The sequence below is a fragment of the Alicyclobacillus cycloheptanicus genome, from assembly GCF_028751525.1.
Lineage (GTDB): Bacteria > Bacillota > Bacilli > Alicyclobacillales > Alicyclobacillaceae > Alicyclobacillus_L > Alicyclobacillus_L cycloheptanicus.
This window is the reverse complement of the sequence record NZ_CP067097.1, coordinates 1356413-1382081: the sequence shown is the minus strand read 5'-3', so window position 1 is coordinate 1382081 and position 25669 is coordinate 1356413. Positions and strand designations below refer to the sequence as shown.

Below are 25669 nucleotides of genomic sequence, written 5' to 3'. Positions count from 1 at the left end.
GATTGATGCTCTTTTGCTTCGGGGCAGCGGACTTGGGTGCATGTTCGCGCGTCAGTGCGCCAATACGTCCAGATCCACTGCCCCCAACTCCTAGATGCTGTAGTTCGGTGCTTCTTTTGTGATGTGTACGTCGTGCGGATGGCTCTCCCGCAGGCCGGCCGGCGTGATGCGCATGAACTGCGCGTTGTCCTGCAGGCTCGGAATGGTCGGGCAGCCGCAGTAGCCCATGCCAGCGCGAATGCCGCCGACGAGCTGGAAGATGATTTCCGAGAGCGGTCCCCGGTAGGCCACGCGCCCCTCAATCCCCTCCGGAACGAGCTTCTTGGCTTCTTCCTGAAAATAGCGGTCACCGCCGCCGGAGCGCATCGCACCGATGGAACCCATGCCGCGGTACACCTTGAACCGCCGACCCTGGTAGATTTCCGTTTCGCCCGGGCTCTCCTCGGTGCCGGCGAGCAGACTGCCAATCATGACCGTGCTGGCGCCGGCCGCAAGGGCCTTGACGATGTCACCGGAGTACTTGATGCCGCCGTCCGCAATGATGGGCACCCCGTGCTTGCGCCCGACGGTAGCGCAGTCGTAGACCGCCGTGATCTGCGGTACGCCAATCCCAGCCACCACGCGGGTGGTGCAAATCGATCCCGGTCCAATGCCCACCTTCACCGCGTTCACGCCGACCCGAATCAGCTCCTCGGTCGCCTCTGCAGTCGCGACGTTACCCGCCACCAGCTGGATGTCGGGGTACGCCTTGCGCACGGCCGCCACGGAGTCAATCACGCCCTTGGAGTGGCCGTGTGCCGTATCGACGACCACGAGGTCGGCGCCCGCATTCACCAACGCGTCCACGCGTTCCATGAGGTCCTTGGACACCGTCACCGCAGCGCCCACCAACAGGCGGCCCTGGCTGTCCTTCGCCGCATTGGGGTACTGTCTCGCCTTCTCAATGTCCTTGATGGTGATGAGGCCGCGCAAGATCCCTTGTTCGTCGACCAGGGGCAGTTTCTCCACCTTGTGCTTCCACAGGATTTCTTTCGCTTCGTGCAACGTGGTGCCGACAGGGGCGGTGATGAGGTGCTCTCTCGTCATCACCTCCGCAATGGGCCGGTCAAAGTTGCGCTCAAAGCGCAGATCGCGGTTGGTAATGATACCGACCAGCTTCCCCGTTCCCTCTTCGACAATCGGAACACCGGAGATGCGGTATTTGGACATCAGGCTCTCCGCATCTTTGAGCGGATGCTCAGGCGTGAGGTAAATCGGGTCCGTAATGACGCCGCTCTCGGAGCGTTTCACCTTGTCAACTTCATCCGCCTGCCGTTCAATCGTCATATTCTTGTGGATGATCCCGATGCCGCCCTCGCGGGCCATCGCAATAGCAAGCGCCGCTTCGGTCACTGTGTCCATCGCGGCGCTCACAATCGGAATTTTCAAATGGATGTCGGTTGTCAGTTTGGTGGTTACATCGACTTCGTTCGGCAACACTTCAGACCTGGCTGGGACCAATAAGACGTCATCGAAGGTGAGTCCCTCCAGCTGGAATTTCGTGGACCAGCGGTCACTCACAAGTTTTCCCTCCCATGTGGGTTCGTCCATATTTTTGTCGAATAAATCCCGCTTCCGGGTGGATATTACGAGCAGTATAGCAACCTGGTTCTGGGGTGTCAACGCATTGAGTCCATCACAAAATTCGCACTTTGAACCGCAGGATTCCGATGAACACAAGGGTTCCGAGTCCACAGTCAAAACCGAAAAACGCGCTGCGGGATGTGAGCAGAAAGAACAGACCCAGTGGCTGTCGACACGCGCTGTACACCTTCGCCGGCTGCAGAGCGACGCGGTCGCACTGCAGCGGCTGAAAGAGGCGCATCCGGAAGCGAGTACGACCTCGTTGTATGGCAACGCCGCCAAAATCGCAACCAATGCGCGCCAGGCGGTCGCATATGAAACCATCGCAGAACAAGCCGATCTGACCATCAAACCGCTGCTCCTGTACTACGGGTATCTGCACTGGATGAAGACCATTCTGTACTTACGCGATTTGTCGTACCCGCGCGGCAGCTCCCTGCTCCAGCACGGGATGTCCGTTCGCAAGGTGAAACGGGACGTCTACCGGTGGCCGCTCGACTACGCGTACATCTACAAGGAAGGTGTCCTGCAAAGTTTCCGGGATGTGGTCCAACCAGACCTCCTGCTGCCCACCAAGCTGCCGATTGGGCACCTGCTCGGCTCCATCCCGACCGTCGCGTCAGCCGTCGCAGAGTTTTATCCCGAATTTCAGCATGTATATCCTGCACTGTTCGAACCGGATGTGGAAGCGTCCGATGGGGTGTCGGTCGCATCGGGGCACTGGTACGTCTCGCGCCGCATCGCGTCCAATATCGGGCTGACAACGGAGGAGTGGGTGGACGCCTTTACTGAGGTCGGGTCGGGAAATCAACGAAGCAGCTGGGGAAATAACCGTGATCGATCGCAGATTTCGACAATTATTGCGCGGGAAATAATGCGCGGCGATGCACGGGAAATGAATCTCACGGAAGTCGGAAGTCTGCCAGCGCTGGAGGACGAGGGTGAGCGGCGCGATCGCGATCCGGAAGGGCTGCTCACGATTCCTGCACCGGACCTGCACCACCCGTGGGTGCTGCACGGCTCGGATGGACTGTGGGTCAATGACGGACACGCGTACCCAGTGTGGCTGTCGCACCTGGTGACAGTGTACGTGCTGAGTACGCTGTGCCGCTATAATGCCGTCGAATGGCTCGACATCGTCCATTGGAATAACGACAAGGATGCGTATCTGGTTCGGGCGTATTTGGAATCGGTCCCGCACTTTCCGGAGTTAATGGAAACCGTTCGCCCGTATGTGCCTCATGAGACTGTGGTGCACTGAGCAGTTCCGTTACATTTGTTGAGCAGCGCTGTCGAACCCGTTCAACAGGCCAACCGAATCTCGCTCAAACCCGCTGGGACGGCCGCTCGTCCGACCTGCGCCGTAAACGAACTTCCGCATCCAGCTTGAGGACCAGGCCCTCCAGCGTCGTGGAAATCCGCACGATGGCATAGCCAATGAGCGTGATGACCAGACCGACACCAAGGGCGAGCAGAGACTGGAGATGACCAAGCAGAAGGAGCACAAATGCGACCAATACAATACCCACACCGAGAATCGAAATCACCCAGCCGGCATTTTTCGATGCGGTCACAGAATTCAAGGGGCTTCCCTCTTTCCCAAGGCGACGTGATGGAGCAACATACATCCGAAAGGATGAGCGGCATCAAACAGCTGTCGGTACCCTATTTATCTTTACGGTGCCGTGCGTGTCTGGATGACTTGTAATGAGGCCGAATCTTATCATGCAACAGGGCCCAGCACTTTGCTGGGCCCTGTCTTCTCTCGCCTGGCGGCGTCCTACTTTCCCAGGGGTCTTCACCCCAAGTATCATCGGCGCTGGAGGTCTTAACGGTCGTGTTCGGGATGGGTACGCGTGTTTCCCCTCCGCCATTGCCACCAGACCTTCGCTTGTCCATATGCTTCGTATTGCTTCGTCACGTTCCCTCGCACTACTCGCATCTGTCCAAGCTCTCAATGCAAGGTGCTGTACCTTGCAAACCAGATAACGACTTTCCCCTATGCTTCCCGTCTTCCCCAACACCACGCTGGTGAAGCCCTCGACCGATTCGTATCCGTCCGCTCCACGTATCACTACGCTTCCACTCCGGACCGATCTACCTCATCTTCTTTGAGGGGTCTTACTCCGTTGACCGGATGGGATACGTTATCTTGAGGCTGGCTTCGCGCTTAGATGCTTTCAGCGCTTATCCATCCCCGACTTGGCTACCCAGCGCTGCGCCTGGCGGCACAACTGGGACACCAGCGGTCGGTTCATCCCGGTCCTCTCGTACTAAGGACAATTCCTCTCACGTATCCTGCGCCCGCGGCAGATAGGGACCGAACTGTCTCACGACGTTCTGAACCCAGCTCGCGTACCGCTTTAATGGGCGAACAGCCCAACCCTTGGGACCGACTTCAGCCCCAGGATGCGATGAGCCGACATCGAGGTGCCAAACCTCCCCGTCGATGTGGACTCTTGGGGGAGATCAGCCTGTTATCCCCGGGGTAGCTTTTATCCGTTGAGCGATGGCCCTTCCACTCGGAACCACCGGGTCACTAAGCCCGACTTTCGTCCCTGCTCGACCTGTCCGTCTCGCAGTCAAGCTCCCTTTTGCCTTTACACGCACCGCGCGATTTCCATCCGCGCTGAGGGAACCTTTGGGCGCCTCCGTTACCTTTTAGGAGGCGACCGCCCCAGTCAAACTGCCCACCTGACACTGTCCCCGCCCCTGCTTCAAGGGGCCAGGTTAGAAGACAGGCATCTCAAGGGTGGTATCCCAACGTCGACTCCACACAGGCTGGCGCCCATGCTTCTCTGTCTCCCACCTATCCTGTACATGACATACCCATCTCCCATATCAAGCTACAGTCAAGCTCCACGGGGTCTTTCCGTCTAGCCGCGGGTAACCTGCATCTTCACAGGTATTACAATTTCACCGGGTCTCTCGTTGAGACAGCGCCCAAGTCGTTACGCCATTCGTGCGGGTCAGAACTTACCTGACAAGGAATTTCGCTACCTTAGGACCGTTATAGTTACGGCCGCCGTTTACTGGGGCTTCAATTCAGAGCTTCGGGTTTCCCCTAACCCCTCCTCTTAACCTTCCAGCACCGGGCAGGCGTCAGCCCCTATACTTCGCCTTTCGGCTTCGCAGAGACCTGTGTTTTTGCTAAACAGTCGCTTGGGCCTTTTCACTGCGGCTCTCTCGAGCGCCCCTTCTCCCGAAGTTACGGGGCCATTTTGCCGAGTTCCTTAACGAGAGTTCTCCCGCGCGCCTCCGTGTTCTCCACGCGCCCACCTGTGTCGGTTTCCGGTACGGGCACCTCATAACTCGCTAGAGGCTTTTCTTGGCAGTGTGAAGCTCAGGACTTCGGTACTGTTCTTCCCTCCCCTTCACAGCTCAGGCTTCCCAGCGTGCGGATTTGCCTGCACGCCACCCTCGCTGCTTGGACGCCCTCTTCCAGCCGGGCGCTTCCCTGCTCCTCCTGCGTCACCCCTTCGCTCATGCGCTATTCGGTGGTACGGGAATTTCCACCCGTTGTCCTTCGACTACGCCTCTCGGCCTCGCCTTAGGTCCCGACTTACCCTGGGCGGACGATCCTTCCCCAGGAACCCTTGGGCTTTCGGCGGACAAGATTCTCACTTGTCTTTTCGCTACTCATACCGGCATTCTCACTTCCATGCGCTCCACCAAGCCTCCCAGCTCAGCTTCTCCGCCCATGGAACGCTCCCCTACCATGCATTCCTGCATCCATAGCTTCGGTGTCCAGTTTAGCCCCGTTACATTTTCCGCGCGGCAGCACTCGACCAGTGAGCTATTACGCACTCTTTCAATGGTGGCTGCTTCTAAGCCAACATCCTGGTTGTCTGTGCACCGCCACATCGTTTCCCACTTAACTGGCACTTCGGGACCTTAGCTGTTGGTCTGGGCTGTTTCCCTTTTGACCACGGATCTTAGCACTCGTAGTCTGACTGCCAAGGTTGATAAAACGGCATTCGGAGTTTGACTGAACTTGGTAACCCTGGTCGGGCCCCGCACTCAATCAGTGCTCTACCTCCGTCCCTCTTCCCTTGACGCTCGCCCTAAAGCGATTTCGGGGAGAACCAGCTATCTCCGGGTTCGATTGGAATTTCTCCCCTACCCCCAGTTCATCCCCCGGCTTTTCAACGCCGGTGGGTTCGGGCCTCCATGCGGTGTTACCCGCACTTCACCCTGACCAGGGGTAGATCACCCGGTTTCGGGTCGATGACAACGAACTATCCGCCCTCTTCAGACTCGCTTTCGCTGCGGCTCCGGCTTTCCCGCCTTAACCTCGCTCGTCATCATCACTCGCCGGTTCATTCTACAAAAGGCACGCCGTCACATGTCACGCATGCTCCGACTGATTGTAAGCACACGGTTTCAGGTTCTCTTTCACTCCGCTCCCGCGGTTCTTTTCACCTTTCCCTCACGGTACTATCCGCTATCGGTCGCCAGGGAGTATTTAGCCTTAGGAGGTGGTCCTCCCGGATTCCCACGGGGTTTCTCGTGTCCCGCGGTACTTGGGTCCTTGTGCCACGAAGCTGATTCTGTTTCGCCTACCGGGCTCTCACCGTCTCTGGCCGGCCTTCCCATGCCGTTCGACTACAGACTCAGTTTCTCACTTCGCGACGGCCTTGCAGTGCCCTCCGCACAAGTCCCGCTACCCCAGTCCTGCAACGGCTGCAACCTTTTACACAGCACTGGTTTGGGCTCTTCCGCGTTCGCTCGCCACTACTTGCGGAATCACGTTTGTTTTCTCTTCCTCGGGGTACTGAGATGTTTCAGTTCTCCCGGTTGCCTCCACTTACCTATGTATTCAGTAAGCGGTACTGACCCATGACGGTCAGTGGGTTCCCCCATTCGGACATCCACGGATCCATGCTCGCTTACAGCTCCCCGTGGCATTTCGGTGTTCGCCCCGTCCTTCGTCGGCTCCTGGCGCCTAGGCATCCTCCGTGCGCCCTTCCTACCTTCACCTGTTTGCGTCCTTCGATCCGCTTCGGACTGCTTCGTCGCCTTCGCGCGCTCGTCACTCACGTACCCTACAGTACGCTCGTTTCCTCACGCGTTCGGCTCCTCGCATTCCTCGCGTCTCAAATTCCGCATGCTCACAGTTACCCACTGTGTTCGTGTCGGTTTGACTTCTTCATAGGAGTCGTTATCCAGTTTCCAAGGTACATTCCGGCTCTCGATCTGCTTTCGCACATCCAAAGCCCCTTTGAGTTCACCTGCCTGCTTGCGCAGGGTTGGCTCCCTCAAAACTAAACACGCACCGCGACAGTGCCTCTTACTCCGTAGAAAGGAGGTGATCCAGCCGCACCTTCCGATACGGCTACCTTGTTACGACTTCACCCCAATCATCAACCCCACCTTCGGCGGCTGGCCCCCTGACGGGTTACCCCACCGACTTCGGGTGTTGCCGACTCTCGTGGTGTGACGGGCGGTGTGTACAAGGCCCGGGAACGGATTCACCGCGGCATGCTGATCCGCGATTACTAGCAATTCCGGCTTCATGCAGGCGAGTTGCAGCCTGCAATCCGAACTACGAACGGCTTTCAGGGGTTTGCTCCACCTCGCGGTCTCGCTTCCCGTTGTACCGCCCATTGTAGCACGTGTGTAGCCCAGGACATAAAGGGCATGATGATTTGACGTCATCCCCGCCTTCCTCCGACTTACGCCGGCAGTCAACTGTGAGTCCCCACCTTCACGTGCTGGTAACACAGTTCAAGGGTTGCGCTCGTTGCGGGACTTAACCCAACATCTCACGACACGAGCTGACGACAACCATGCACCACCTGTCTCCCCTGCCCCGAAGGGAAACCGCATCTCTGCGGCTGTCAGGGGGATGTCAAGCCCTGGTAAGGTTCTTCGCGTTGCTTCGAATTAAACCACATGCTCCACTGCTTGTGCGGGCCCCCGTCAATTCCTTTGAGTTTCAGTCTTGCGACCGTACTCCCCAGGCGGAGTGCTTATTGGGTTTCCTTCGGCACTGAGGGTGGTACCCCCCAACACCTAGCACTCATCGTTTACGGCGTGGACTACCAGGGTATCTAATCCTGTTTGCTCCCCACGCTTTCGTGCCTCAGCGTCAGTCACTGTCCAGCAAGGCGCCTTCGCCACTGGTATTCCTCCGCATATCTACGCATTCCACCGCTACACGCGGAATTCCCCTTGCCTCTCCAGCACTCAAGTTACGCAGTTTCCAAGGCATTCCCAGGGTTGAGCCCTGGACTTTCACCCCGGACACACGCAACCGCCTACGCACGCTTTACGCCCAGTGATTCCGGACAACGCTTGCCCCCTACGTATTACCGCGGCTGCTGGCACGTAGTTAGCCGGGGCTTCCTCTCTCGGTACCGTCTCTCAAGGGGCTTTCCACTCCCCTTGCCGCTCTTCCCGAGTGACTGAGCTTTACAACCCGAAGGCCTTCTTCGCTCACGCGGCGTTGCTCCGTCAGGCTTGCGCCCATTGCGGAAGATTCCCTACTGCTGCCTCCCGTAGGAGTCTGGGCCGTGTCTCAGTCCCAGTGTGGCCGTCCACCCTCTCAGGTCGGCTACGCATCGTCGCCTTGGTGAGCCGTTACCCCACCAACCAGCTAATGCGCCGCGGGCTCCTCCATCTGCGGTGCACTTGCACCTTTCCCAGCGAGCAGATGCCTGCTCGCTGCCTATCCGGCATTAGCACCCGTTTCCAGGCGTTATTCCGGTCAGTTGGGCAGATTACCCACGTGTTACTCACCCGTCCGCCGCTGACCCCGAAGGGTCCGCTCGACTTGCATGTATTAGGCACGCCGCCAGCGTTCGTCCTGAGCCAGGATCAAACTCTCAAAAAGGTTTGTCTTGCTCATTCGACTTTCGTCGATTACGCTACACTGTCGCTTTCTTGCGTGTTTAGTTTTCAAGGAACCAACATTGCCTTCCGCTTCACAACTTGTCTCTCGTCTGGCGGTTCAAACCGGGTCAACGTGGAGAAAAGCTTGATGTGACGCGGAATTTCGGGTGGTATCCAACCCGGCCGCCTCGGCGGCGACATCGACTAATATACCACGCTGGATAGGCGAGATCAACTGGTGTTCGTGCCCAAATTGAAATTTATTTATGTGAGCCAAGAGAGGCTCACGAGACACGAAGAAAGCAGCCTTACGAAGGAGGCGCACCTATGAAGCGAATCGCCCTGCATGGGTATGCACGAGGTGCAGTCCAGGTGCCTGTCTGTGCAGGCGCGGGCGCGCGGGCTGAACGGCAACACAGCAAACCCTGAACAGCCACACGGCACACCCATTCAAAAAGCCGGCCAACTCCGGGCGCACCCGCAATTGGCCGGCTTTTCACATGGCAGCATTACAACTGAAGGCAGCAACTTCATGCTGCCTGACGTACGTTCGGCGCGTGACGCAACCGACGACACAACACGCAGCGAACGCCTCGTTCCGCATCCCTCACCCGTATCTTGGGCTATTTGCGCACCACTGCGTTAAAGAACAGCAACGCCAAGGCAATCAGTACAGCGAATCCAAGAAACATACCGCCCTGCGTAATCATGAAATCTTCAAGGTTCATTGCGCACGTCCTCCTATGGGATGAACAGATGCTCACAAGAGCATGCATCACATATGTAACACGTCGTCCACGTTCAATCAGCTCACTCATGCGACCCGCACACTCGTATTCACGCTCAGCGTGCCATGAACGATCTGATCTTATCCCAGACGGACACCCACGGCAAGCCCGTCAGGAAAACACAAAGGCGGCCGCATACCCTCGGCGGCCGTCCTTGTGGGGCCCGTTCGGCCAAAACACATTTGAGGCCAACGCACAACGCGAATCCGTCGAATCGGACTCAGTCTTCGTCTTCGGACGATACCACCAACGCGACCGTGGCGACTTCTTCGCCTTCTGGCACGTTAATCAACTTCACACCCTGTGTATTGCGCCCTTGGGTGGAAATGCTCGACACCTGAATGCGAATGGCGACGCCGGCATTGGTGATGATCATCAGGTCATCGTCTTCGTGGACCATCTTGAGACCCACGATGTAGCCGTTTTTCGGCGTGCAGTTCAGCGTTTTGATGCCCTTCCCGCCTCGCGTCTGAATGCGGTAGTCATCCGTAGGCGTCTTCTTGCCGTACCCGCGTGTCGTGGCCACCAAAACCTGTGTGCCTTCCTCAATGACATCCATGCCGATGACCTCGTCCGCATCACTCAGCTGGATGCCCTTGACGCCCGTGGCGCTGCGGCCCATCGTGCGCACGTCTGACTCGTTGAAGCGAATCGACATGCCGTTGCGCGTCGCCATGATGATGTCGCGGCGGCCGTCGGTCAATTTCACGCCAATGACCTCATCGTCGTCCCGCAGGTGAATCGCAATGAGCCCCGTCCGGCGAATGTTGGCGTACTCTGACAACAAGGTTTTCTTGACGATGCCCTGCCGCGTCGCGAAGAAGAGAGACATTCCCTCAATATCCTCCTGCCCGAGCGTGCGAATCGGGATCACGGCTGAAATCTTCTCCCCCTGCTCAATCTGCAGCAGGTTGATGATGGGCAGCCCCTTCGCCTGGCGGCCGAATTCCGGAATTTCGTAGGCCTTCAGCGCGTACATCCGCCCGCGGTTCGTAAAGAACAGCAGGAAGTGGTGAGACGATGTGATGTACATATGCTCCACAAAGTCTTCCTCACGGGTGCCAATCATGCTCATGCCGCGCCCGCCGCGCCGCTGTGCGTGGTAGGTAGAGAGCGGAATGCGCTTGACATAGCCCGCGTGTGTGATGGCGATGGCGACATCCTGCACCGGGATGAGGTCTTCTTCGCTGATCTCGCCTTCCGCCGCCACAATCCGCGTGCGGCGCTCGTCTCCGAACTTCTCGCGGATCTCGACGAGTTCCTTGCGGATCACGTCCAGCAGCAGCTTCTCATCGCCGAGGATGGCGCGCAGCTCGCCGATGAGTTTCTGCAGTTCGGCATACTCCGTTTCAATCTTCTCGCGTTCGAGGCCGGTCAAGCGCTGCAGGCGCATGTCCAAAATTGCCTGCGCCTGTTCGTGCGAGAGCGAGAAGCGGTTCATCAAGCCTTCACGCGCAATATCCGGGGTAGCCGAACCGCGGATGAGGGCGATGACTTCGTCCAGGTGGTCCAGCGCAATCAGCAGGCCTTCCAAAATGTGCGCCCGCGCCTCGGCTTTGTTGAGGTCGAACTGGGTCCGGCGGCGCACCACTTCGCGCTGATGCTCCAGGTAATAAAACAGCATATCGCGCAGGTTGAGGACCTTCGGCTGCCCGTTGACCAGCGCCAGGTTGATGACACCAAAGCTGCCCTGCAGGCCCGTGTGCTTGAACAGGTTGTTCAGCACCACCTGCGGCCGCACGTCCCTGCGCAGCTCGATCACGATGCGCATTCCGTCGCGGTCCGACTCGTCCCGCAAGTCCGTGATGCCGTCGATTTTCTTGTCCCGTGTCAGCTCGGCAATCTTCTCAATAAGTCTCGCCTTGTTCTGCTGATAGGGAAGCTCCGTGACAATGATGCGCGTCTTGCCGCCCGACGCCTCTTCAAACTGGGTGGTGGCACGCACCTGAATCGAGCCGCGCCCAGTTTCATACGCGTTCTTGATGCCTTCCCGGCCGAGAATGATGCCGCCCGTGGGAAAGTCGGGTCCTTTGATGACCTGCATCAAATCCTGCACGGTCGTGTCCGGCTTGTCGATCATCATCACGACGCCGTCGATGACTTCCCGCAGGTTGTGCGGCGGGATGTTCGTGGCCATGCCCACCGCGATGCCCGACGAACCATTCACCAACAGGTTTGGAAAGCGCGACGGGAGGACCAGCGGCTCCTGCTCATTGCCGTCGTAGTTCGGGCCGAAGTCGACGGTCTCCTTGTTGATGTCGCGGAGCAGTTCCATCGCAATGGAGGACATTCTCGATTCCGTATACCGCATGGCCGCGGCGGGATCGCCATCGACAGACCCGAAGTTCCCGTGGCCGTCCACGAGCAGGTACCGGGTCGAGAAGTCCTGCGCCATGCGGACCAGCGCGTCGTATACCGCGGAGTCCCCGTGCGGATGATACTTACCGAGCACATCCCCGACGATACGCGCAGACTTCTTGTATGGCTTGTCCGGGGTCATCCCGGATTCGAACATCGCATATAAAATGCGGCGATGGACAGGCTTCAGACCATCGCGTACATCCGGGATGGCGCGGCTGACGATGGTGCTCATCGCGTAGTCAAGAAACGAATTTTTCAGTTCCTGAGCAAGTTCAATCGGCAGAACCTTGCTCTCAAAGTTGTCCGCCAAACAGATTCACTCCTGTTCTAGACATCGAGGTTGCGCACGAACTGCGCATGCTCCTCGATGAATTCACGCCGAGGCTCCACTTTATCTCCCATCAGCGTGTAGAAAATCATGTCTGCCTCCGCCGCGTCTTCCGAGTTCACCTGGAGCAGCGTGCGCGAAGCGGGATCCATCGTTGTCTCCCACAGCTGCGTCGGGTTCATCTCGCCAAGGCCTTTGTAGCGCTGGATGTTGATGCCGTTGCGGCCCATTTCCTCCAGGGCAATATCGAGCTCCTTGTCGGAGTACGCGTAGCGAATGGTTTTTCCCTTCTGCACTTTATAAAGCGGCGGCTGCGCGATATACACGTAGCCCGCGTCAATCAACGGCTTCATGAACCGGTAGAAGAGCGTCAGCAGCAGGATTCGGATGTGACTGCCGTCGACATCGGCATCCGTCATGATCACGATTTTGTGATACCGGGCCTTCGAGATGTCGAAGTCATCCCCGATGCCTGTGCCAATCGCCGTGATGATGGCGCGCACTTCCTCGTTCGACAGCACCTTGTCCAAGCGCGCCTTTTCCACGTTGATGATCTTTCCGCGCAGCGGCAGGATGGCCTGGAAGTTTCGGTCACGTCCCCCTTTGGCGGACCCGCCTGCGGAGTCACCCTCGACGATGTACAATTCGCTGATGGACGCGTCCTTGGTGGAACAGTCCGCGAGCTTCCCGGGCAGCGAACTGACCTCCAGCGCGTTCTTCCGGCGCGTCAGCTCCCGCGCCTTACGCGCAGCCTCGCGGGCCCGCGCGGCCGTCAGCGACTTCTCCACGATGCGCTTGGCCACAGACGGGTTTTCCTCAAAGAAGGTCTGCAGCTTTTCGCCGAACAGGCCTTCGACAATGCCGCGCACTTCGCTGTTGCCCAGCTTCGTCTTGGTCTGGCCTTCGAATTGCGGCTCGGGCACCTTGACGCTGACGACGGCCGTCAGTCCCTCGCGCACATCTTCGCCGGACAGGTTGTTTTCGTTTTCTTTGATGATGTTCGTCTTGCGGCCATAATCGTTAATCACCCGCGTGAGCGCGCTCTTGAAGCCAGACTCATGCGTACCGCCCTCATGCGTGTTGATGTTGTTCGCAAAGGACAAGAGCGTGGTGGCGTAACCATCGTTGTATTGTAAAGCCACTTCCACCGTAACTTCGTCCTTCTTGCCGGTCACATAGACTGGGTTTGGATGCAGCAAGTCTTTATTCTTGTTCAGGTACTCGACGAATGCCGCGACACCGCCGGAGTACAGATACGTGTAAGTCTTGTCTTCCCGCTCATCCTCGTAGATGATTTCGAGGCCTGCATTTAAAAAGGCCAGCTCACGCAGACGGCCTTGCAGAATGTCAGATTGAAACTCCGTGGTTTCGGTGAAAATCTCCGGGTCCGGCAGAAAAGTGACGCTTGTTCCGGTATGGTCGGTTTTTCCGACAATTTTCAAGTCATACTTCGGTACGCCGCGCTCATATTCCTGGACATAGATGTTGCCGTCCCGGTGCACTTCGACCTTAAGCCACGTGGACAGCGCGTTCACCACAGACGCACCCACGCCGTGCAAGCCGCCGGAGACCTTGTAGCCGCCGCCGCCGAATTTGCCGCCAGCGTGCAGGACGGTCAATGCGGTTTCGACAGCCGGCCGCCCTGTTTTCGGGTGGATCCCGACGGGAAACCCAGCCCCGTTGTCAATGACCGTCACACTGTTGTCCGGGTGGACTTGCACAATGATTTTGTCGCAGCGGCCAGCCAGCGCCTCGTCCACCGCGTTGTCGACAATCTCCCAAACGAGGTGGTGCAGCCCGCGCGCACTGGTTGACCCGATGTACATGCCCGGGCGCTTTCGTACAGCTTCAAGTCCTTCCAGAACTTGAATTTGCGATTCGTCGTAAACTTGTTCTGCCAAGTGGTTTCCCTCCAACAAGCGTATCCCTGAAGACGAAAATCTGCATCTCTATGATCTTTTCCTGTACACACCCTAATGAAACTCGATTCGCTCCGCTGTGTCGAGAACGTATGCGCGTTTTTTCAGTGTTACAGAAGAAATCGGTGACAAATACACCTTGTCATCTGTCACAATAAAAGACTTCACATCGCCGACCTCGACGACTTCCACGGCGTTCCGTTCTTTTGCAGCACGCAGGAGGTTTCCGACTGATGTGTTGTCTTTGAGGTGAATATCAAAAATACCGATGATGTTTTTCAGTGCCACCATCGTATCTCCGCCGATATGCATAAACATCCAGCTCACCCGCCGACTTGTATTATACCAGATTGAACATGAAACAACCTGGCCGTGCCTCCGAGCTCGTGTTCGAGGTGAAACAGGCTGGTCGTCGTCAACACCGTCTGAACCTTCGCGCTCATCGACAGCACCAGGTTCCGCTGGCGACTGTCGTCCAGTTCAGATAATACATCATCGAGCAGCAAAACAGGGTATTCACCCACTTCTCCGCGGATGAAATCGATCTCGGCCAGCCGCACCGACAACGCAATGGTTCGCTGCTGACCTTGACTCGCAAACGATTGAACGGGCTGGCCGTTGAGCGCAAACACGAGGTCATCGCGGTGCGGCCCGACGGAGGTGTAGCGCAGGTGCAGGTCGTTCTGCCGGCGCCGCGCCAGGGCATCCCGAAACACCTCGGCCGCCTGTGCACGGTCCTCCCGCACGGCATCCAGCGCCGAGCGTTCCCCCGTTCGCACGGTCGTGCTGTACGTTAAGTCAAGCTCTTCCCGGTGGTCGGAGATGGTGCTGTGGATTTGTCTGGCATACGTTCTCATCTGGTCCACAAAGGCAAGTCTGCGCAGCAAAATCTCTGTTCCGTGTTCGACCAGTTGTTCGTCAAACGCGTCGAGAAAGACGGGGTCAAGATGGTCTGCGCTGCGAAGCAGGGAATTGCGCTGCTGCAGCGCGCGCGTGTACCGCGTCAAATGATATAAATATGTCGGCTGTGTCTGTCCAAGTTCCATATCGAGAAACCTGCGTCGAATGGCAGGGCCGCCTTTCACCAATTGCAGGTCTTCCGGCGCAAACAGGACAATTTGAAAATGACCGATGTAATCGGTCATTTTGGTTTGCGGAACCCCGCTCACGCGGGCGCGCTTGCCCGAACCCGTGAAGTCAATGCGCAGCGTCCTGTCGGAATAATGGTCGTACGCGACCGTCGCCTGGATGAACGCTTCCGCTGCATTCCACTGGATGAGGTCCGCATCTTTATTTGTGCGGTGAGACTTGCCTAACGCCAGACAATGAATGGCTTCAATGACGTTTGTCTTTCCTTGGGCATTTTCTCCGATGAGGATATTCACCCCGGGTCCAAACGTCAAAGACTGATGCTCGTAGTTTCGAAACTGGTGCAGCGTCAAGTCCTTGAGATTCATAGACAGCCAAAACCCAACTGCTACCGGGTGAGCACCGGTGAAATCAACTGCAGCGCGGAGGGTTCTCCTTCCTCCTGGAATATAAACGGCTGGTTTGCCCCGTTGAAGCGCAGGATGACTTCTTCGCCCTGAATCGTTCGCAGCGCGTCCAGTACATTTTTTCCGTTGAACGCAATCTGGAGGTCGTCACCGGTTTTCTGCAAAATCCCGACCTGCTCCGCGACGTTCCCAATCTCCGCCGAACTCGAGGAAATCGTAACAAAGTCTGCGCCGACATCGAACCGGACCTGGTTGTTGTCCCGGTCCCGCGCAATCAGAACCGCCCGGTCAATGGCGTTGGTAATGTCCGAGGTCGGCAGCGTGATCTCCGTCCGAAACTGCGACGGAATAATGCGGCTGGTGTCCGGATAAGCCCCATCAATGAGACGGGTATAGAACAGCGTCGAACCGACAGCAAACAGACTGTGAGTATTGGTGCACTGCACTTGAATCAGGGAGTCGTCGTCCGGCAGTATCTTCGCCAGCTCCGTCAGCGATTTGCTCGGTAAAATGACATTCCAGTTCTGGTTTTCAGCGCTGTTGAGGGCAGCGGTACGCACCGCCAGCCGGAGGGCGTCGGTGGCCGTAAAGGTGATGTGCTGATTTTCCAATTGCAAGTGGATGCCCGTCAAGACCGGGCGAACTTCCGACGTCGCAGCTGCAAACGCCGTACTTTGAATCAACCGCTTTAAGGAATAACTGGGAATTTCAATGCGTTCTGCGTTGTGAAACAGCGGCAGCTTCGGGAATTCCGCAGCGTCGATGCCGTGCAAATGAAACTGCGCTTGGCCGGATTGTATCTCTGCCACGTAATTGTTTTGAATCGTTACGGTGACGTCGGCCAAAGGGAGCTTTCGGACGACTTCAGACAGATAGCGAGCCGGTAAGACAATGGCACCGGGCTGTTCCACACGCAGTCCCGATTGTTCATCGGCGATGATTTCATCTTGAATGCCAAGCTCCAGGTCGTAGGCGGTCGCCCGGAGGGTATCTTCCGTGGCTTCGAGCAAAATCCCCGTGAGGACCTGTTTGGTGGTGCGAACCGCGACGGCTTTGGAAACCGTTTGTGTGAGTTGGAGTAATGCACTTTGATGAACAGAAAACTTCATGCAGTCGTTGACCCCTTCCCGGGCAGTTTGAATCCGTTTTGTGGCTTGTTGCTTATTAAGAATCATGATCTTGTTAGATCATAGAATACAGTAATGATAGTAATAGAGCATGTGTATTTGTGGATAAGTTTTGATGCAATGAGAACAACACAGGATATCGCGCAATTTTCCTTGTGTACAAGGCTGTGTACAACTGTACGGTTTCATGCAGATTCATCCACAGCGTGTACACAAGGAAAAATAAAATGGTAAGAAGACGAGTTTCTTCTATAATAATGAATTTGCGATGGAATTTGAGATTGCATCTTCCGCGCGACGATGCGTGACTAACAGAGCGTGCGAATGGCCTCCGAGAGACGTTCAATCGTCATACGCAGCTGCGGGTCGCGCTCGATTTCCGTGCTCACCTTCTCACACGCATGCATGACCGTTGTATGATCACGTCCGCCAAATTCAGCGCCGATTCGCGGGAGCGACAGATCCGTTAATTCCCGGACCAGGTACATGGCAATCTGACGCGGGAATGCGACGGTTTTTGAACGGTTTTTGGCTTTCAAATCCTCAATCTTCAAGCCGTAGTGGTCGCCAATGACCTTTTGTATCTGCTGCACGGTGACGCCCTTTCGACGGTCGGGACCAATGATTTCTTTCAGCGCCTGTTGCGCCAGTTCGATGTCAATGTCTTGGTTGACCAACGACGAATAAGCCACCACGCGAATCAACGCGCCTTCCAGTTCGCGAATGTTGCTGTCGATTTGATTGGCAATATAAAAGGCGACGTCCTCTGGAATTTGAAACCCGTCTGCCTTGGCTTTGCGCTGTAAAATCGCCACCCGTGTTTCGAGTTCCGGGGGCTGGATGTCGGTAATGAGTCCCCATTCAAACCGGGACCGGAGTCGGTCTTCAAGTGTTGGAATTTCCCTTGGGGGGCGGTCGCTCGACAGCACAATTTGCTTTCCTTCCCCGTGCAGGGCGTTGAATGTATGGAAAAACTCTTCCTGCGTCGATTCTTTTTTGGCGAGAAACTGAATATCATCTACCAGCAGGACGTCGATCGACCGGTAGCGCTTGCGGAATTCGCTGCTTGTATTGTTGCGCAGCGAGGTGATGAAATCATTGATGAACTGTTCGCAGGACAGGTACATCACGCGAAGGTCCGGCCGCGTTTCCATGATGGAATGGCAAATCGCGTGCATCAAGTGGGTTTTGCCCAGCCCGACGCCGCCGTAAATGAATAACGGATTGTAGGAGTTCGCTGGTGCTTCCGCTACGGCCAGACAGGCTGCATGGGCGAAGCGGTTGCTTGTGCCTATGACAAACGTAGAAAAAGTGTACCGCGGGTTGAGCGGCGACGAAGGCAGTTCCGGTTCGTTGTCGGCGGCAGCGTCCCGCGGGTTTTGCGGTGTGTGTTCTGGCGCGCTGGTTTGCTCCGTGGGCGTAACAAACTGAACGCGGTACGGCTGGCCGGTGATGTTCTTGCATTGATCGGTAATGACGTCCCGGTAGTTAGAGACAATCCAGTTCTTTGTGAACGTCGTTGGGACGAACACCGTGACAGTCCGCGTTTGTTCGTTCATTTCGATGATTTTGGTCCCGTTGAACCACGTGTCGAACGTCTTCTCGTTCATGCGTTCACGGATGGTTTCAATCATGTTTTCCCATAGGGTCTCGAAAAAGGCGGTATCCAGCGCAGTACTCATGGTGGTCCCTTGTACCTCCATATTCGAAAATTACAGTGTCAGGCTGCACGAAAAGGCCGTACAACCGCTTTAGAAAGTGGTTTGACACGACTTGATGACAGACTGGGTGGCCGGTGGACAATCCATTGCCGCCGCTGCAGTGTTTGTTGAATATTCAAACCCTTCTCGTGCTGTCTACAAAATACGACATAACTTGACTACAATAACGCATTTATCAACACGAATGTGAATGACTTGTCCACAAGGTGTGGATAAAATTGTGGATAAATGAACGTTATACACAAGGCAATTGTGTTGCGGTGAGACCTATCATATCAAAGGATTCAAGGGTTGAGCAATGTGTGATTGCGGTTATCCACAAATGTCACATTTACGTGTACACATGGCTTTGTACTGTGGGCAGATTGTGGATATCGCAATGGCATTGACATGGGTTGCGTCTTTTTCTATAATGTTCGTCAGTGTTTGTTGAAAGCAAAGGGGGTGGCGCAGTTGAAGCCGACCTATAACCCGAATACGCGGAAACGCAAGAAAGTCCATGGATTCCGGAAGCGGATGCTCAGCAAGAATGGTCGCAGGGTGTTAGCCGCCCGCCGTCGCAAGGGAAGAAAGGTTCTGTCAGCCTAAGGCCACGTCATGTGGCCTTTTTTGATATTCGTGAGTCGATTGACGTCGATTGAAGGTCGGAAGGGAAGTTTCTTGTGCAATCGCAGCATCGATTGAAGCAAAACCGGGATTTCCGGAGAGTGTTTCACCGTGGCAAGTCCGCGGCGACGCCGCGGCTCGTGCTGTATTGGATGGAGCGGCGGGGCGCGGGGTTTCGCGCGGGGTTCTCCGTGAGCAAGAAAGTTGGCAACGCGGTGACGCGCAATTTGATGAAACGCAGGCTGCGCGCCTGTTTCGACGAGTTTCAGGGCGCTTTGGCGGATGTTCCCGTCGACTTTGTGGTCGTCTGTCGTCCTGCCGCTTCCGAGGCGACGTATCAGGAACTGCTGGCCGATTTGGTAAAGTTGTTACGCAAAGGGAAGTTCATGGTATGATGTTGGCGTTAGGAGATGAAACGGAGTGGGGCGGGTTCTTGTCGCGTGCATTCGGTTTTATCAACTTGCAATATCTCCTGCGTTTCCCGCGCGGTGCAGGTTTGTACCGAGTTGTTCGCACTATGCGCTGGAGGCCGTCCAGCGACACGGGCCCGCGCGCGGAAGCTGGTTGGCGATAAAACGATTGCTGAAGTGTGGGCCGTGGCATCCAGGCGGATTTGACCCGGTGCCGACTGACAAGGTGTAGGAGGAGTCTATTGTTGAACGAGCAAAAGCGGTCCAGACCCCGATGGGTATGGGCGATTGCAATCGCTGCGACACTGTCTTTGTCGGGTTGCGGAATGTATCCGAGCAAACCTGGACATTGGCCCGCTGGTGTTTGGGGCGATATTCTCAAGTTTGTATCTGGCGTGATTGACTTCTTTGCCCATTACGTGGGATACGGCTTTGCGTTGATCATCGTCACGGTGCTGGTGCGTTTGCTGATTTTGCCCTTGATGGTCAGACAAATCCGATTTTCCAAGTCGATGCAGGCGATGCAGCCGAGAATCGCGGAAATTCGCAACAAGTATAAGGGCGATAACCAGAAAATCCAGCAGGAAACGATGAAGCTGTACCAGGAGATGGGCTTTAACCCGATGTCGGGCTGCCTGCCGATGGTCGTGCAACTGCCCGTTCTGTATGCGCTGTTTGGTGCCATTGAGGGCAACATCAAGCTGCATCAGGCGACATTCCTGGGCATTTGGCATTTGGGTGCCCAGCTCGACTTCAAAGCGTCACTTGGGTCCATTCTGCTGGGGTTGGTCTGGCCGGTACTCGCTGGCGTGACAACGTACTTCTCGTCGAAAGTGATGATGACGGGGAACGATTCGCAGCAAAAAAGTATGTTGTACATCATGCCGGTGTTTGTCTTCTTCATGGCGACCCGGTTCGCGTACGGCTTGTCCTTGTACTGGGTGTGCAGCAACCTTTTCACGGCGATTCAAACCTACTTCATCCGGGTGCGTCCTGACCAGGTGAAGGCGGCCGTGGCAGGCGCGGGCGGCGGCACCGTGAAGGTTTCCGGAAAGCCAGGCGCTTCGTCGAAGGCGAGTGCTTCGTCGAAGGCTCGTCCACAAGCGGCCGGGGGTGCAGGCAAGTCAGGACGGTCTGGCAAAACGGGTACATCCGGGTCGAGTCAGGCGGGGAAGAAGACAGGCGGAAAGCCGGGATCGTCCAAGTCAAGCGGGGGTTCGAGCGGCGGCAGCGCGAAGTCAACGAAGACCTCCAATCCTTCCGCGGCAGGAAAAAGCGGGCCTGCGGATGGACAACCACCCCAGGGCGAACCAAGCGGCAGCCAGCCTTCAAGCGGTGCGCGAGATACAACGTCAAGTGACCGTTCCGGAGAATCGCCTTCGGAGTGACTTTCGTCTTCAAGATTGATTTGAAGAGGGGATCAAAATGAAGCGGGTCGTGGCGACTGGAAAGACTGTGGAGGAAGCAATCACTTCAGCATTGGTGAGGCTGGGGGTAACCCGGGCGGAGGCAACCGTGCGGGTGATCAGCGAGCCGGTAAAAGGAATCCTCGGATTTATTGGCGGCAAGGATGCTGAAGTGGAAGTGACAGTCAATCCGTCGCCTCCCGAAGCGGCGAAGGCGTTTCTCACGGATCTGTTGTCGCAGATGGGCATTGAGGCGGTGGTTCACCTCCGGTCGAATGAAACGGCGGAGGAAGGAACGGCGGTCCTGAATATTGTCTGCGACGAGGCGGACTTGTCGACGGTGATTGGGCGGCACGGCGCGGTACTGGACGCCCTGCAGTACCTGGTGAACGTGTCGGCGAACAAGGATAAGGAACACTATGTGAAGTTTTACCTCGATGCGGGAGACTACCGGGAGCGCAGACGAAAAGGTCTGGAGCGGATGGCGGAGCAGGCGGCGAACCGCGCCGTACGCACGCGGCGTCCGGTGACGATGGAGTCGATGCCCGCAGCCGACCGCAAGGTGATTCATACCTATCTGCAGAGCCGGGTGGATGTCAGTACGTCCAGTGAAGGGGTTGACCCGCACCGGAAAGTAGTGGTTTCTCCGGTTGGGCGGAGTCGCCCCGGGTCCCGGGGTGAGCGGACCAGTGGCCGCTTTGAGCGGAATCTGCAGTAGTCGTCGTGCGGCAGATGTCAGGCGAAGGTGCCCGGTCATGGGCGGGGCGGCCGATGTGCCGTGTCATGACCGAAGGTACTGGATTTTCCCAGGGCCACGTGTCCTGGATGCATAGTGGAAGCGCGGCCCTTTCCCAGTGGAGAGGGTCCGTTCTTGTTCGTGGACGGAGATACCCATTTGGCGGAGGCCGTCGGGAGGTGAGGGAATGGTCATTGAACAGGATACCATCGCGGCCATCGCGACCGCGCTCGGAGAGGCGAGTATTGGGGTGATTCGGGTGAGCGGGCCGGAATCGGCCGCGGTTGCAGAGCGCGTGTTTCGGCTGCCTTCTGGCAAGAAGTGTCGATTGCCAGCGGCGAGAAGTGTACACTTTGGTCACATTGTGCATCCGCACGACGGGACCTTGGTGGATGAGTGTATTCTGGTGTGGATGCCCGGGCCGCGCAGTTACACGGCGGAGGATGTCGTGGAGCTGCAGGTGCACGGAGGGGTGCGCGTCGTCAGCGCGGTGCTCGAGCACGTGCTGATGGCGGGTGCTCGGCTCGCAGAGCCCGGCGAATTCACGAAGCGGGCCTTTCTCAACGGGAGAATTGACTTGTCGCAAGCCGAAGCAGTGATGGACCTGATTCGGTCGAAGACCGAACTCGCCCGGCGCGCCGCGCTGACACAGGTGAAGGGTCGGTTCAGCGAGGAGATCCGGTCGCTGCGGCGGGAACTCATCGCCCTGCAGGCGCACGTTGAGGTGACGATTGATTACCCGGAGCACGACGTGGAAGCGGTCGCCTGCGCCGCGGTCATCGACGTGGGGTCGAGGCTGATGGAGCGGATTGCGGCACTGGCGGCCTCTGCGCGGGTGGGAGACATGTTGCGCGAAGGGATCCCGACCGTCATTGTCGGCCGCCCCAACGTTGGCAAGTCCTCTCTGCTGAACGCGCTGCTGCGCCGGGAGCGGGCGATTGTCACCGACATCCCGGGGACCACGCGGGACGTGCTGGAGGAGTACGTGAATTTGCGCGGGATTCCGTATCGGTTGATTGATACGGCGGGGATTCGGGAGACCAGCGATGTGGTCGAGAAGATTGGCGTCGAACGGTCGCGGGAGAAGGTCCAGGAGGCCCAGCTGGCGGTGGTGGTCTTAAACGGCAGCGAGCCGCTGGAGCCGACGGACATCGAACTGCTGCGGGAGACGGAAGCGATTGGGCGGGTCATCGTGATCAATAAAATGGATTTGCCGCAGGCGCTTGACCGGGGTATATTGCAACAGGTGAACCGCACGGAGAGCCCGGTGGTGGAGGTGTCGGCGTCGCAGGCCGCGGGACTGGCGGCGCTGGAGGAAGCCATGGAGGCGCAGGCGGTCGGAGACAGGGGCGGCATTGCGGAGAGCTCTTACTTCACCAACGCGCGCCAGTCGGCGCTGCTGCGGCAGGCACAACAGGACCTGCAGCTGGCGATTGATGCAGCGAAACAGAATGCCACGCTGGATATCATCGCTGTGCAGCTGCAGGGGGCGTACGCGTCTTTAGGGCTCGTGATTGGGGAAGCGGTTGGCGAAGACTTGCTGGATGAAATCTTTTCCCGGTTCTGTTTGGGGAAGTAAGGATAGAACGTCCGTATGGAGTGAAAGGAGGGCGCGGCGGATGCGATACCAGGCCGGCGAATACCAGGTGATTGTGATTGGCGCGGGTCACGCGGGCTGTGAAGCAGCGCTGGCGGCGGCGCGGATGGGGTGCAAGACGCTGTTGTTGACGATCAGTCTCGACACGATTGCGTTCATGCCTTGCAACCCGTCGATTGGAGGCCCGGCGAAGGGCATTGTGGTCCGCGAGATCGCGGCGCTTGGCGGGGAAATGGCGCGCAACATCGACCGGACGTATATCCAGATGCGGATGCTCAATACGGGGAAGGGGCCGGCGGTGCAGGCCCTGCGGGCGCAGGCGGACAAGGCGTTGTACGGTCTGACGATGAAGTACACACTGGAGCAGCAGCCGAACCTGACGTTGATGCAGGGCATGGTTGAGGAAATTCTGACTGAGGGCGGCCGCGTCAAAGGGGTCGTGACGAAGACGGGTGCCGAGTATCATGGGACGACTGTGGTGCTGACCACGGGCACGTATTTGCGCGGGCGTGTGTTCATTGGCGATGTGTCCTATGAAAGCGGCCCGAACGGGCAGATGCCGGCCGTCAAATTAACGGACAGCCTGCTCGATCTCGGCTTTGAACTGGTTCGCTTCAAGACGGGCACGCCGCCGCGGGTGAACGCGAATACGATCGACTTTGAGAAGCTGGCCGCCCAGCCGGGCGACCCGGAGCCGCTGCAGTTCAGCTATGACACCGATATTGTGCCGCGCGAGCAGGTTCCCTGCTGGCTGACCTATACCAACGAGACCACGCACGGGATCATCATGGAAAACTTGTACCGGGCACCGATGTATTCCGGGGACATTCAGGGGACCGGGCCTCGGTACTGCCCTTCCATCGAAGACAAGGTCGTGCGGTTCAAGGAGCGGCCGAATCACCAGATTTTCCTTGAACCGGAGGGGCGGCACACGGCGGAGTGGTACGTCCAGGGGCTTTCGACCAGCCTGCCGGAGGATGTGCAGCGGGATGTGCTGCGTACGATTCCGGGGCTCGAGCGGGCGGAGATGCTGCGGCCGGGATACGCGATTGAGTACGACGCGATTGTTCCGACGCAGTTGTGGCCGAGCCTGGAGTCAAAGCTGGTGCCGGGGCTCTTCACGGCCGGGCAAATCAATGGCACTTCAGGCTATGAGGAAGCCGCAGGGCAGGGGATTATGGCCGGGATCAACGCGGCGCGCAGCGCGCTGGGTCAGCCGCCGATTGTGCTGGGGCGGTCCGATGCGTATATTGGCGTGATGATTGACGACCTGGTGACCAAGGGCACGAACGAGCCGTACCGGCTGTTGACCTCGCGGGCCGAGTACCGCCTGCTGCTGCGCCATGACAACGCGGACTTGCGGTTGATGGAGATTGGCCATGAGATTGGGCTGATTGACGATGCGAAGTATGCCGCGATGATGCGCAAGCGGACGGACGTGGCGAACGAACTGGCACGCCTCAAGCGGACGCATGTGAAGCCGGAGGCGGCGAACCCGGTGCTGATAGAGATTGGCTCGCAGCCGCTGACGGAGGCGGTGTCGCTGGACACGCTGCTCCGGCGGCCGGAGGTGAAGTACAAGGACGTGCAGCGGATGGACGCGACTGCGCCCGAACTGCCGGCAGAGACGGCCGAACAGGTGGAGATTCAGGCGAAGTACGCAGGCTACATCGACCGGCAGGTGGCGGAGATTGAGCGGCAGAAGCGCCTGGAGTCGAAGGTGCTGCCAGCGGATGTGGCGTACGAGTCCATCGGCGGGATCTCAATGGAAGCACGGGAGAAGCTCGCCAGCATTCGGCCGCAGACGGTGGGACAGGCGGCCCGCATCCCTGGCGTGACGCCGGCGGATATTTCGATTCTGCTCGTTTATCTCGAGCAGTGGAAGGGACGGGCGGCGAATGCGTGACGGAGTCACGGGTGATAAGGCAGGGGGCGAATGGGCAGCCGGTGCGGCGGCGGGAGCGCACGGCGGTGGTGCGCTGGCCTGGACAGAGGAACTGCCGGAGCGCCAGCGGCGGCAGTTTGAGCGGTATTACGAGATGCTCGTGGACTGGAATCAGCGGATGAATTTGACGGGCATTACGGAGAAACAGGAAGTGTATATCAAACACTTTTATGATTCTGTCTGGATTCGCGAACTGCCAGCGTGGCGAGAAGTGATGAAGCCGGGCGCGTGCGCCGTGGATGTCGGCACGGGTGCTGGGTTTCCCGGACTGGCGCTGGCCATTTGTCACAGCGACTGTGAGTTTGTGCTCATGGATTCGCTCAACAAGCGGGTCGGTTTCTTGCAGGCGGTCGCAGCGGAACTGGGGTTGTCCAACGTGCAGGTGGTGCATGCGCGTGCGGAGGATGCCGGGCGCGACAAGGCGTACCGCGAGCGTTTTGACTGCGTCCTGTCGCGCGCGGTGGCCAGGTTGAACGTGTTGATGGAACTGATGCTGCCGCTGGTCAAGGTCGGCGGGATGGCGTTCGCGTACAAAGGCCCTGCGCTGGACGAAGAGTTGGCGGAAGCGGAAGGTGCCATCCAGACGTTGGGCGGCGGCGTACACCGGTCCGTGACGTTCACGCTGCCGCAAGGTGCAGGCACTCGGACCCTGCTGTGTGTGCCGAAGCAGCGCAAAACCCCGGCTGCCTACCCGAGAAAGGCCGGTGTGCCGCAAAAGTCCCCACTGGCGCCGCGTGGGTAGGCGGGTGTGTGGAGTGCGTGGTACAGGGGC

General features: G+C 57.8%; 17 protein-coding genes and 3 rRNA genes. 9 read left to right on the top strand and 11 right to left on the bottom strand.

The annotated features are described in order from the left end of the window. Nucleotides 1-90: 90 nt before the first annotated feature. Nucleotides 91-1560: an IMP dehydrogenase gene (gene guaB, locus JI721_RS06320; protein ID WP_407654077.1), complete on the bottom strand. Its 1470-nt coding sequence runs from the start codon at nt 1558-1560 to the stop codon at nt 91-93. A gap of 106 nt (nt 1561-1666) precedes the next feature. Between guaB and JI721_RS06315 the strand changes: the two genes are divergently transcribed. Further along, on the top strand, nt 1667-2884 hold the full coding sequence (locus JI721_RS06315; protein WP_274457209.1) for a YaaC family protein: 1218 nt from the start codon (nt 1667-1669) through the stop codon (nt 2882-2884). 64 nt (nt 2885-2948) lie between these two features. Here the strand turns inward: JI721_RS06315 and JI721_RS06310 are convergent, their stop codons facing one another. The 10 genes from JI721_RS06310 to dnaA form a co-directional block, all read right to left on the bottom strand. Further along, entirely contained in the window at nt 2949-3206 is a 258-nt protein-coding gene (locus tag JI721_RS06310) for a hypothetical protein (protein WP_274457208.1), read from the bottom strand. A 184-nt stretch (nt 3207-3390) separates the two neighbouring features. Further along, nucleotides 3391-3507, bottom strand: a 5S ribosomal RNA gene (gene rrf / locus JI721_RS06305). Between the two features lie 144 nt (nt 3508-3651). After that, nucleotides 3652-6603, bottom strand: a 23S ribosomal RNA gene (locus tag JI721_RS06300). Between the two features lie 321 nt (nt 6604-6924). After that, nucleotides 6925-8458: ribosomal RNA gene (locus JI721_RS06295) — 16S ribosomal RNA — on the bottom strand. Together the 16S, 23S and 5S rRNA genes form the textbook arrangement of a ribosomal RNA operon. Nucleotides 8459-9465: 1007 nt before the next feature. Continuing rightward, nucleotides 9466-11916 (bottom strand): DNA gyrase subunit A, encoded by a 2451-nt coding sequence (gene gyrA / locus JI721_RS06290; RefSeq protein WP_274457207.1) that lies wholly within the window; start codon nt 11914-11916, stop codon nt 9466-9468. A 17-nt stretch (nt 11917-11933) separates the two neighbouring features. Further along, a complete protein-coding gene (gene gyrB, locus JI721_RS06285; RefSeq protein ID WP_274457206.1) occupies nt 11934-13835 on the bottom strand; it encodes a DNA topoisomerase (ATP-hydrolyzing) subunit B in 1902 nt (633 codons plus the stop codon). Nucleotides 13836-13907: 72 nt separating this feature from the next. Beyond that, nucleotides 13908-14144, bottom strand: a complete 237-nt coding sequence (gene remB, locus JI721_RS06280; protein ID WP_274457712.1) for an extracellular matrix regulator RemB — start codon at nt 14142-14144, stop codon at nt 13908-13910. 32 nt (nt 14145-14176) lie between these two features. Continuing rightward, the gene (gene recF, locus JI721_RS06275) at nt 14177-15310 is read right to left on the bottom strand and encodes a DNA replication/repair protein RecF (protein ID WP_274457205.1); all 1134 of its coding nucleotides are present in this window, start codon (nt 15308-15310) and stop codon (nt 14177-14179) included. 20 nt (nt 15311-15330) lie between these two features. Then, a complete protein-coding gene (gene dnaN / locus JI721_RS06270) occupies nt 15331-16458 on the bottom strand; it encodes a DNA polymerase III subunit beta (protein WP_274457204.1) in 1128 nt (375 codons plus the stop codon). Nucleotides 16459-16784: 326 nt separating this feature from the next. After that, nucleotides 16785-18158 (bottom strand): chromosomal replication initiator protein DnaA, encoded by a 1374-nt coding sequence (dnaA, locus tag JI721_RS06265; protein ID WP_274457203.1) that lies wholly within the window; start codon nt 18156-18158, stop codon nt 16785-16787. 492 nt (nt 18159-18650) lie between these two features. Here dnaA and rpmH point away from each other — a divergent pair, with 492 nt between their 5' ends. The 8 genes from rpmH (at nt 18651) to rsmG (ending at nt 25639) form a co-directional block, all read left to right on the top strand. Beyond that, a complete protein-coding gene (gene rpmH / locus JI721_RS06260) occupies nt 18651-18785 on the top strand; it encodes a 50S ribosomal protein L34 (RefSeq protein WP_274457202.1) in 135 nt (44 codons plus the stop codon). Nucleotides 18786-18859: 74 nt separating this feature from the next. Then, nucleotides 18860-19198 carry a ribonuclease P protein component gene (gene rnpA, locus JI721_RS06255; RefSeq protein ID WP_274457201.1) on the top strand — a complete coding sequence of 113 codons (339 nt, stop codon included), beginning with the start codon at nt 18860-18862 and terminating at the stop codon, nt 19196-19198. A gap of 25 nt (nt 19199-19223) precedes the next feature. Beyond that, nucleotides 19224-19445: a membrane protein insertion efficiency factor YidD gene (yidD, locus tag JI721_RS06250; protein WP_274457200.1), complete on the top strand. Its 222-nt coding sequence runs from the start codon at nt 19224-19226 to the stop codon at nt 19443-19445. A 13-nt stretch (nt 19446-19458) separates the two neighbouring features. Next, a complete protein-coding gene (locus JI721_RS06245) occupies nt 19459-20601 on the top strand; it encodes a YidC/Oxa1 family membrane protein insertase (protein ID WP_274457198.1) in 1143 nt (380 codons plus the stop codon). Between the two features lie 37 nt (nt 20602-20638). Beyond that, complete coding sequence (gene jag / locus JI721_RS06240; protein ID WP_274457197.1) at nt 20639-21337, top strand: RNA-binding cell elongation regulator Jag/EloR; 699 nt, start codon at nt 20639-20641, stop codon at nt 21335-21337. A gap of 205 nt (nt 21338-21542) precedes the next feature. Beyond that, the gene (mnmE, locus tag JI721_RS06235) at nt 21543-22934 is read left to right on the top strand and encodes a tRNA uridine-5-carboxymethylaminomethyl(34) synthesis GTPase MnmE (protein WP_274457196.1); all 1392 of its coding nucleotides are present in this window, start codon (nt 21543-21545) and stop codon (nt 22932-22934) included. Nucleotides 22935-22974: 40 nt separating this feature from the next. After that, the gene (gene mnmG, locus JI721_RS06230) at nt 22975-24858 is read left to right on the top strand and encodes a tRNA uridine-5-carboxymethylaminomethyl(34) synthesis enzyme MnmG (protein ID WP_274457195.1); all 1884 of its coding nucleotides are present in this window, start codon (nt 22975-22977) and stop codon (nt 24856-24858) included. After that, the gene (gene rsmG, locus JI721_RS06225) at nt 24851-25639 is read left to right on the top strand and encodes a 16S rRNA (guanine(527)-N(7))-methyltransferase RsmG (protein ID WP_274457194.1); all 789 of its coding nucleotides are present in this window, start codon (nt 24851-24853) and stop codon (nt 25637-25639) included. The genes mnmG and rsmG overlap by 8 nt, the downstream gene beginning before the upstream one ends. The last annotated feature ends 30 nt before the right edge of the window (nt 25640-25669 follow it).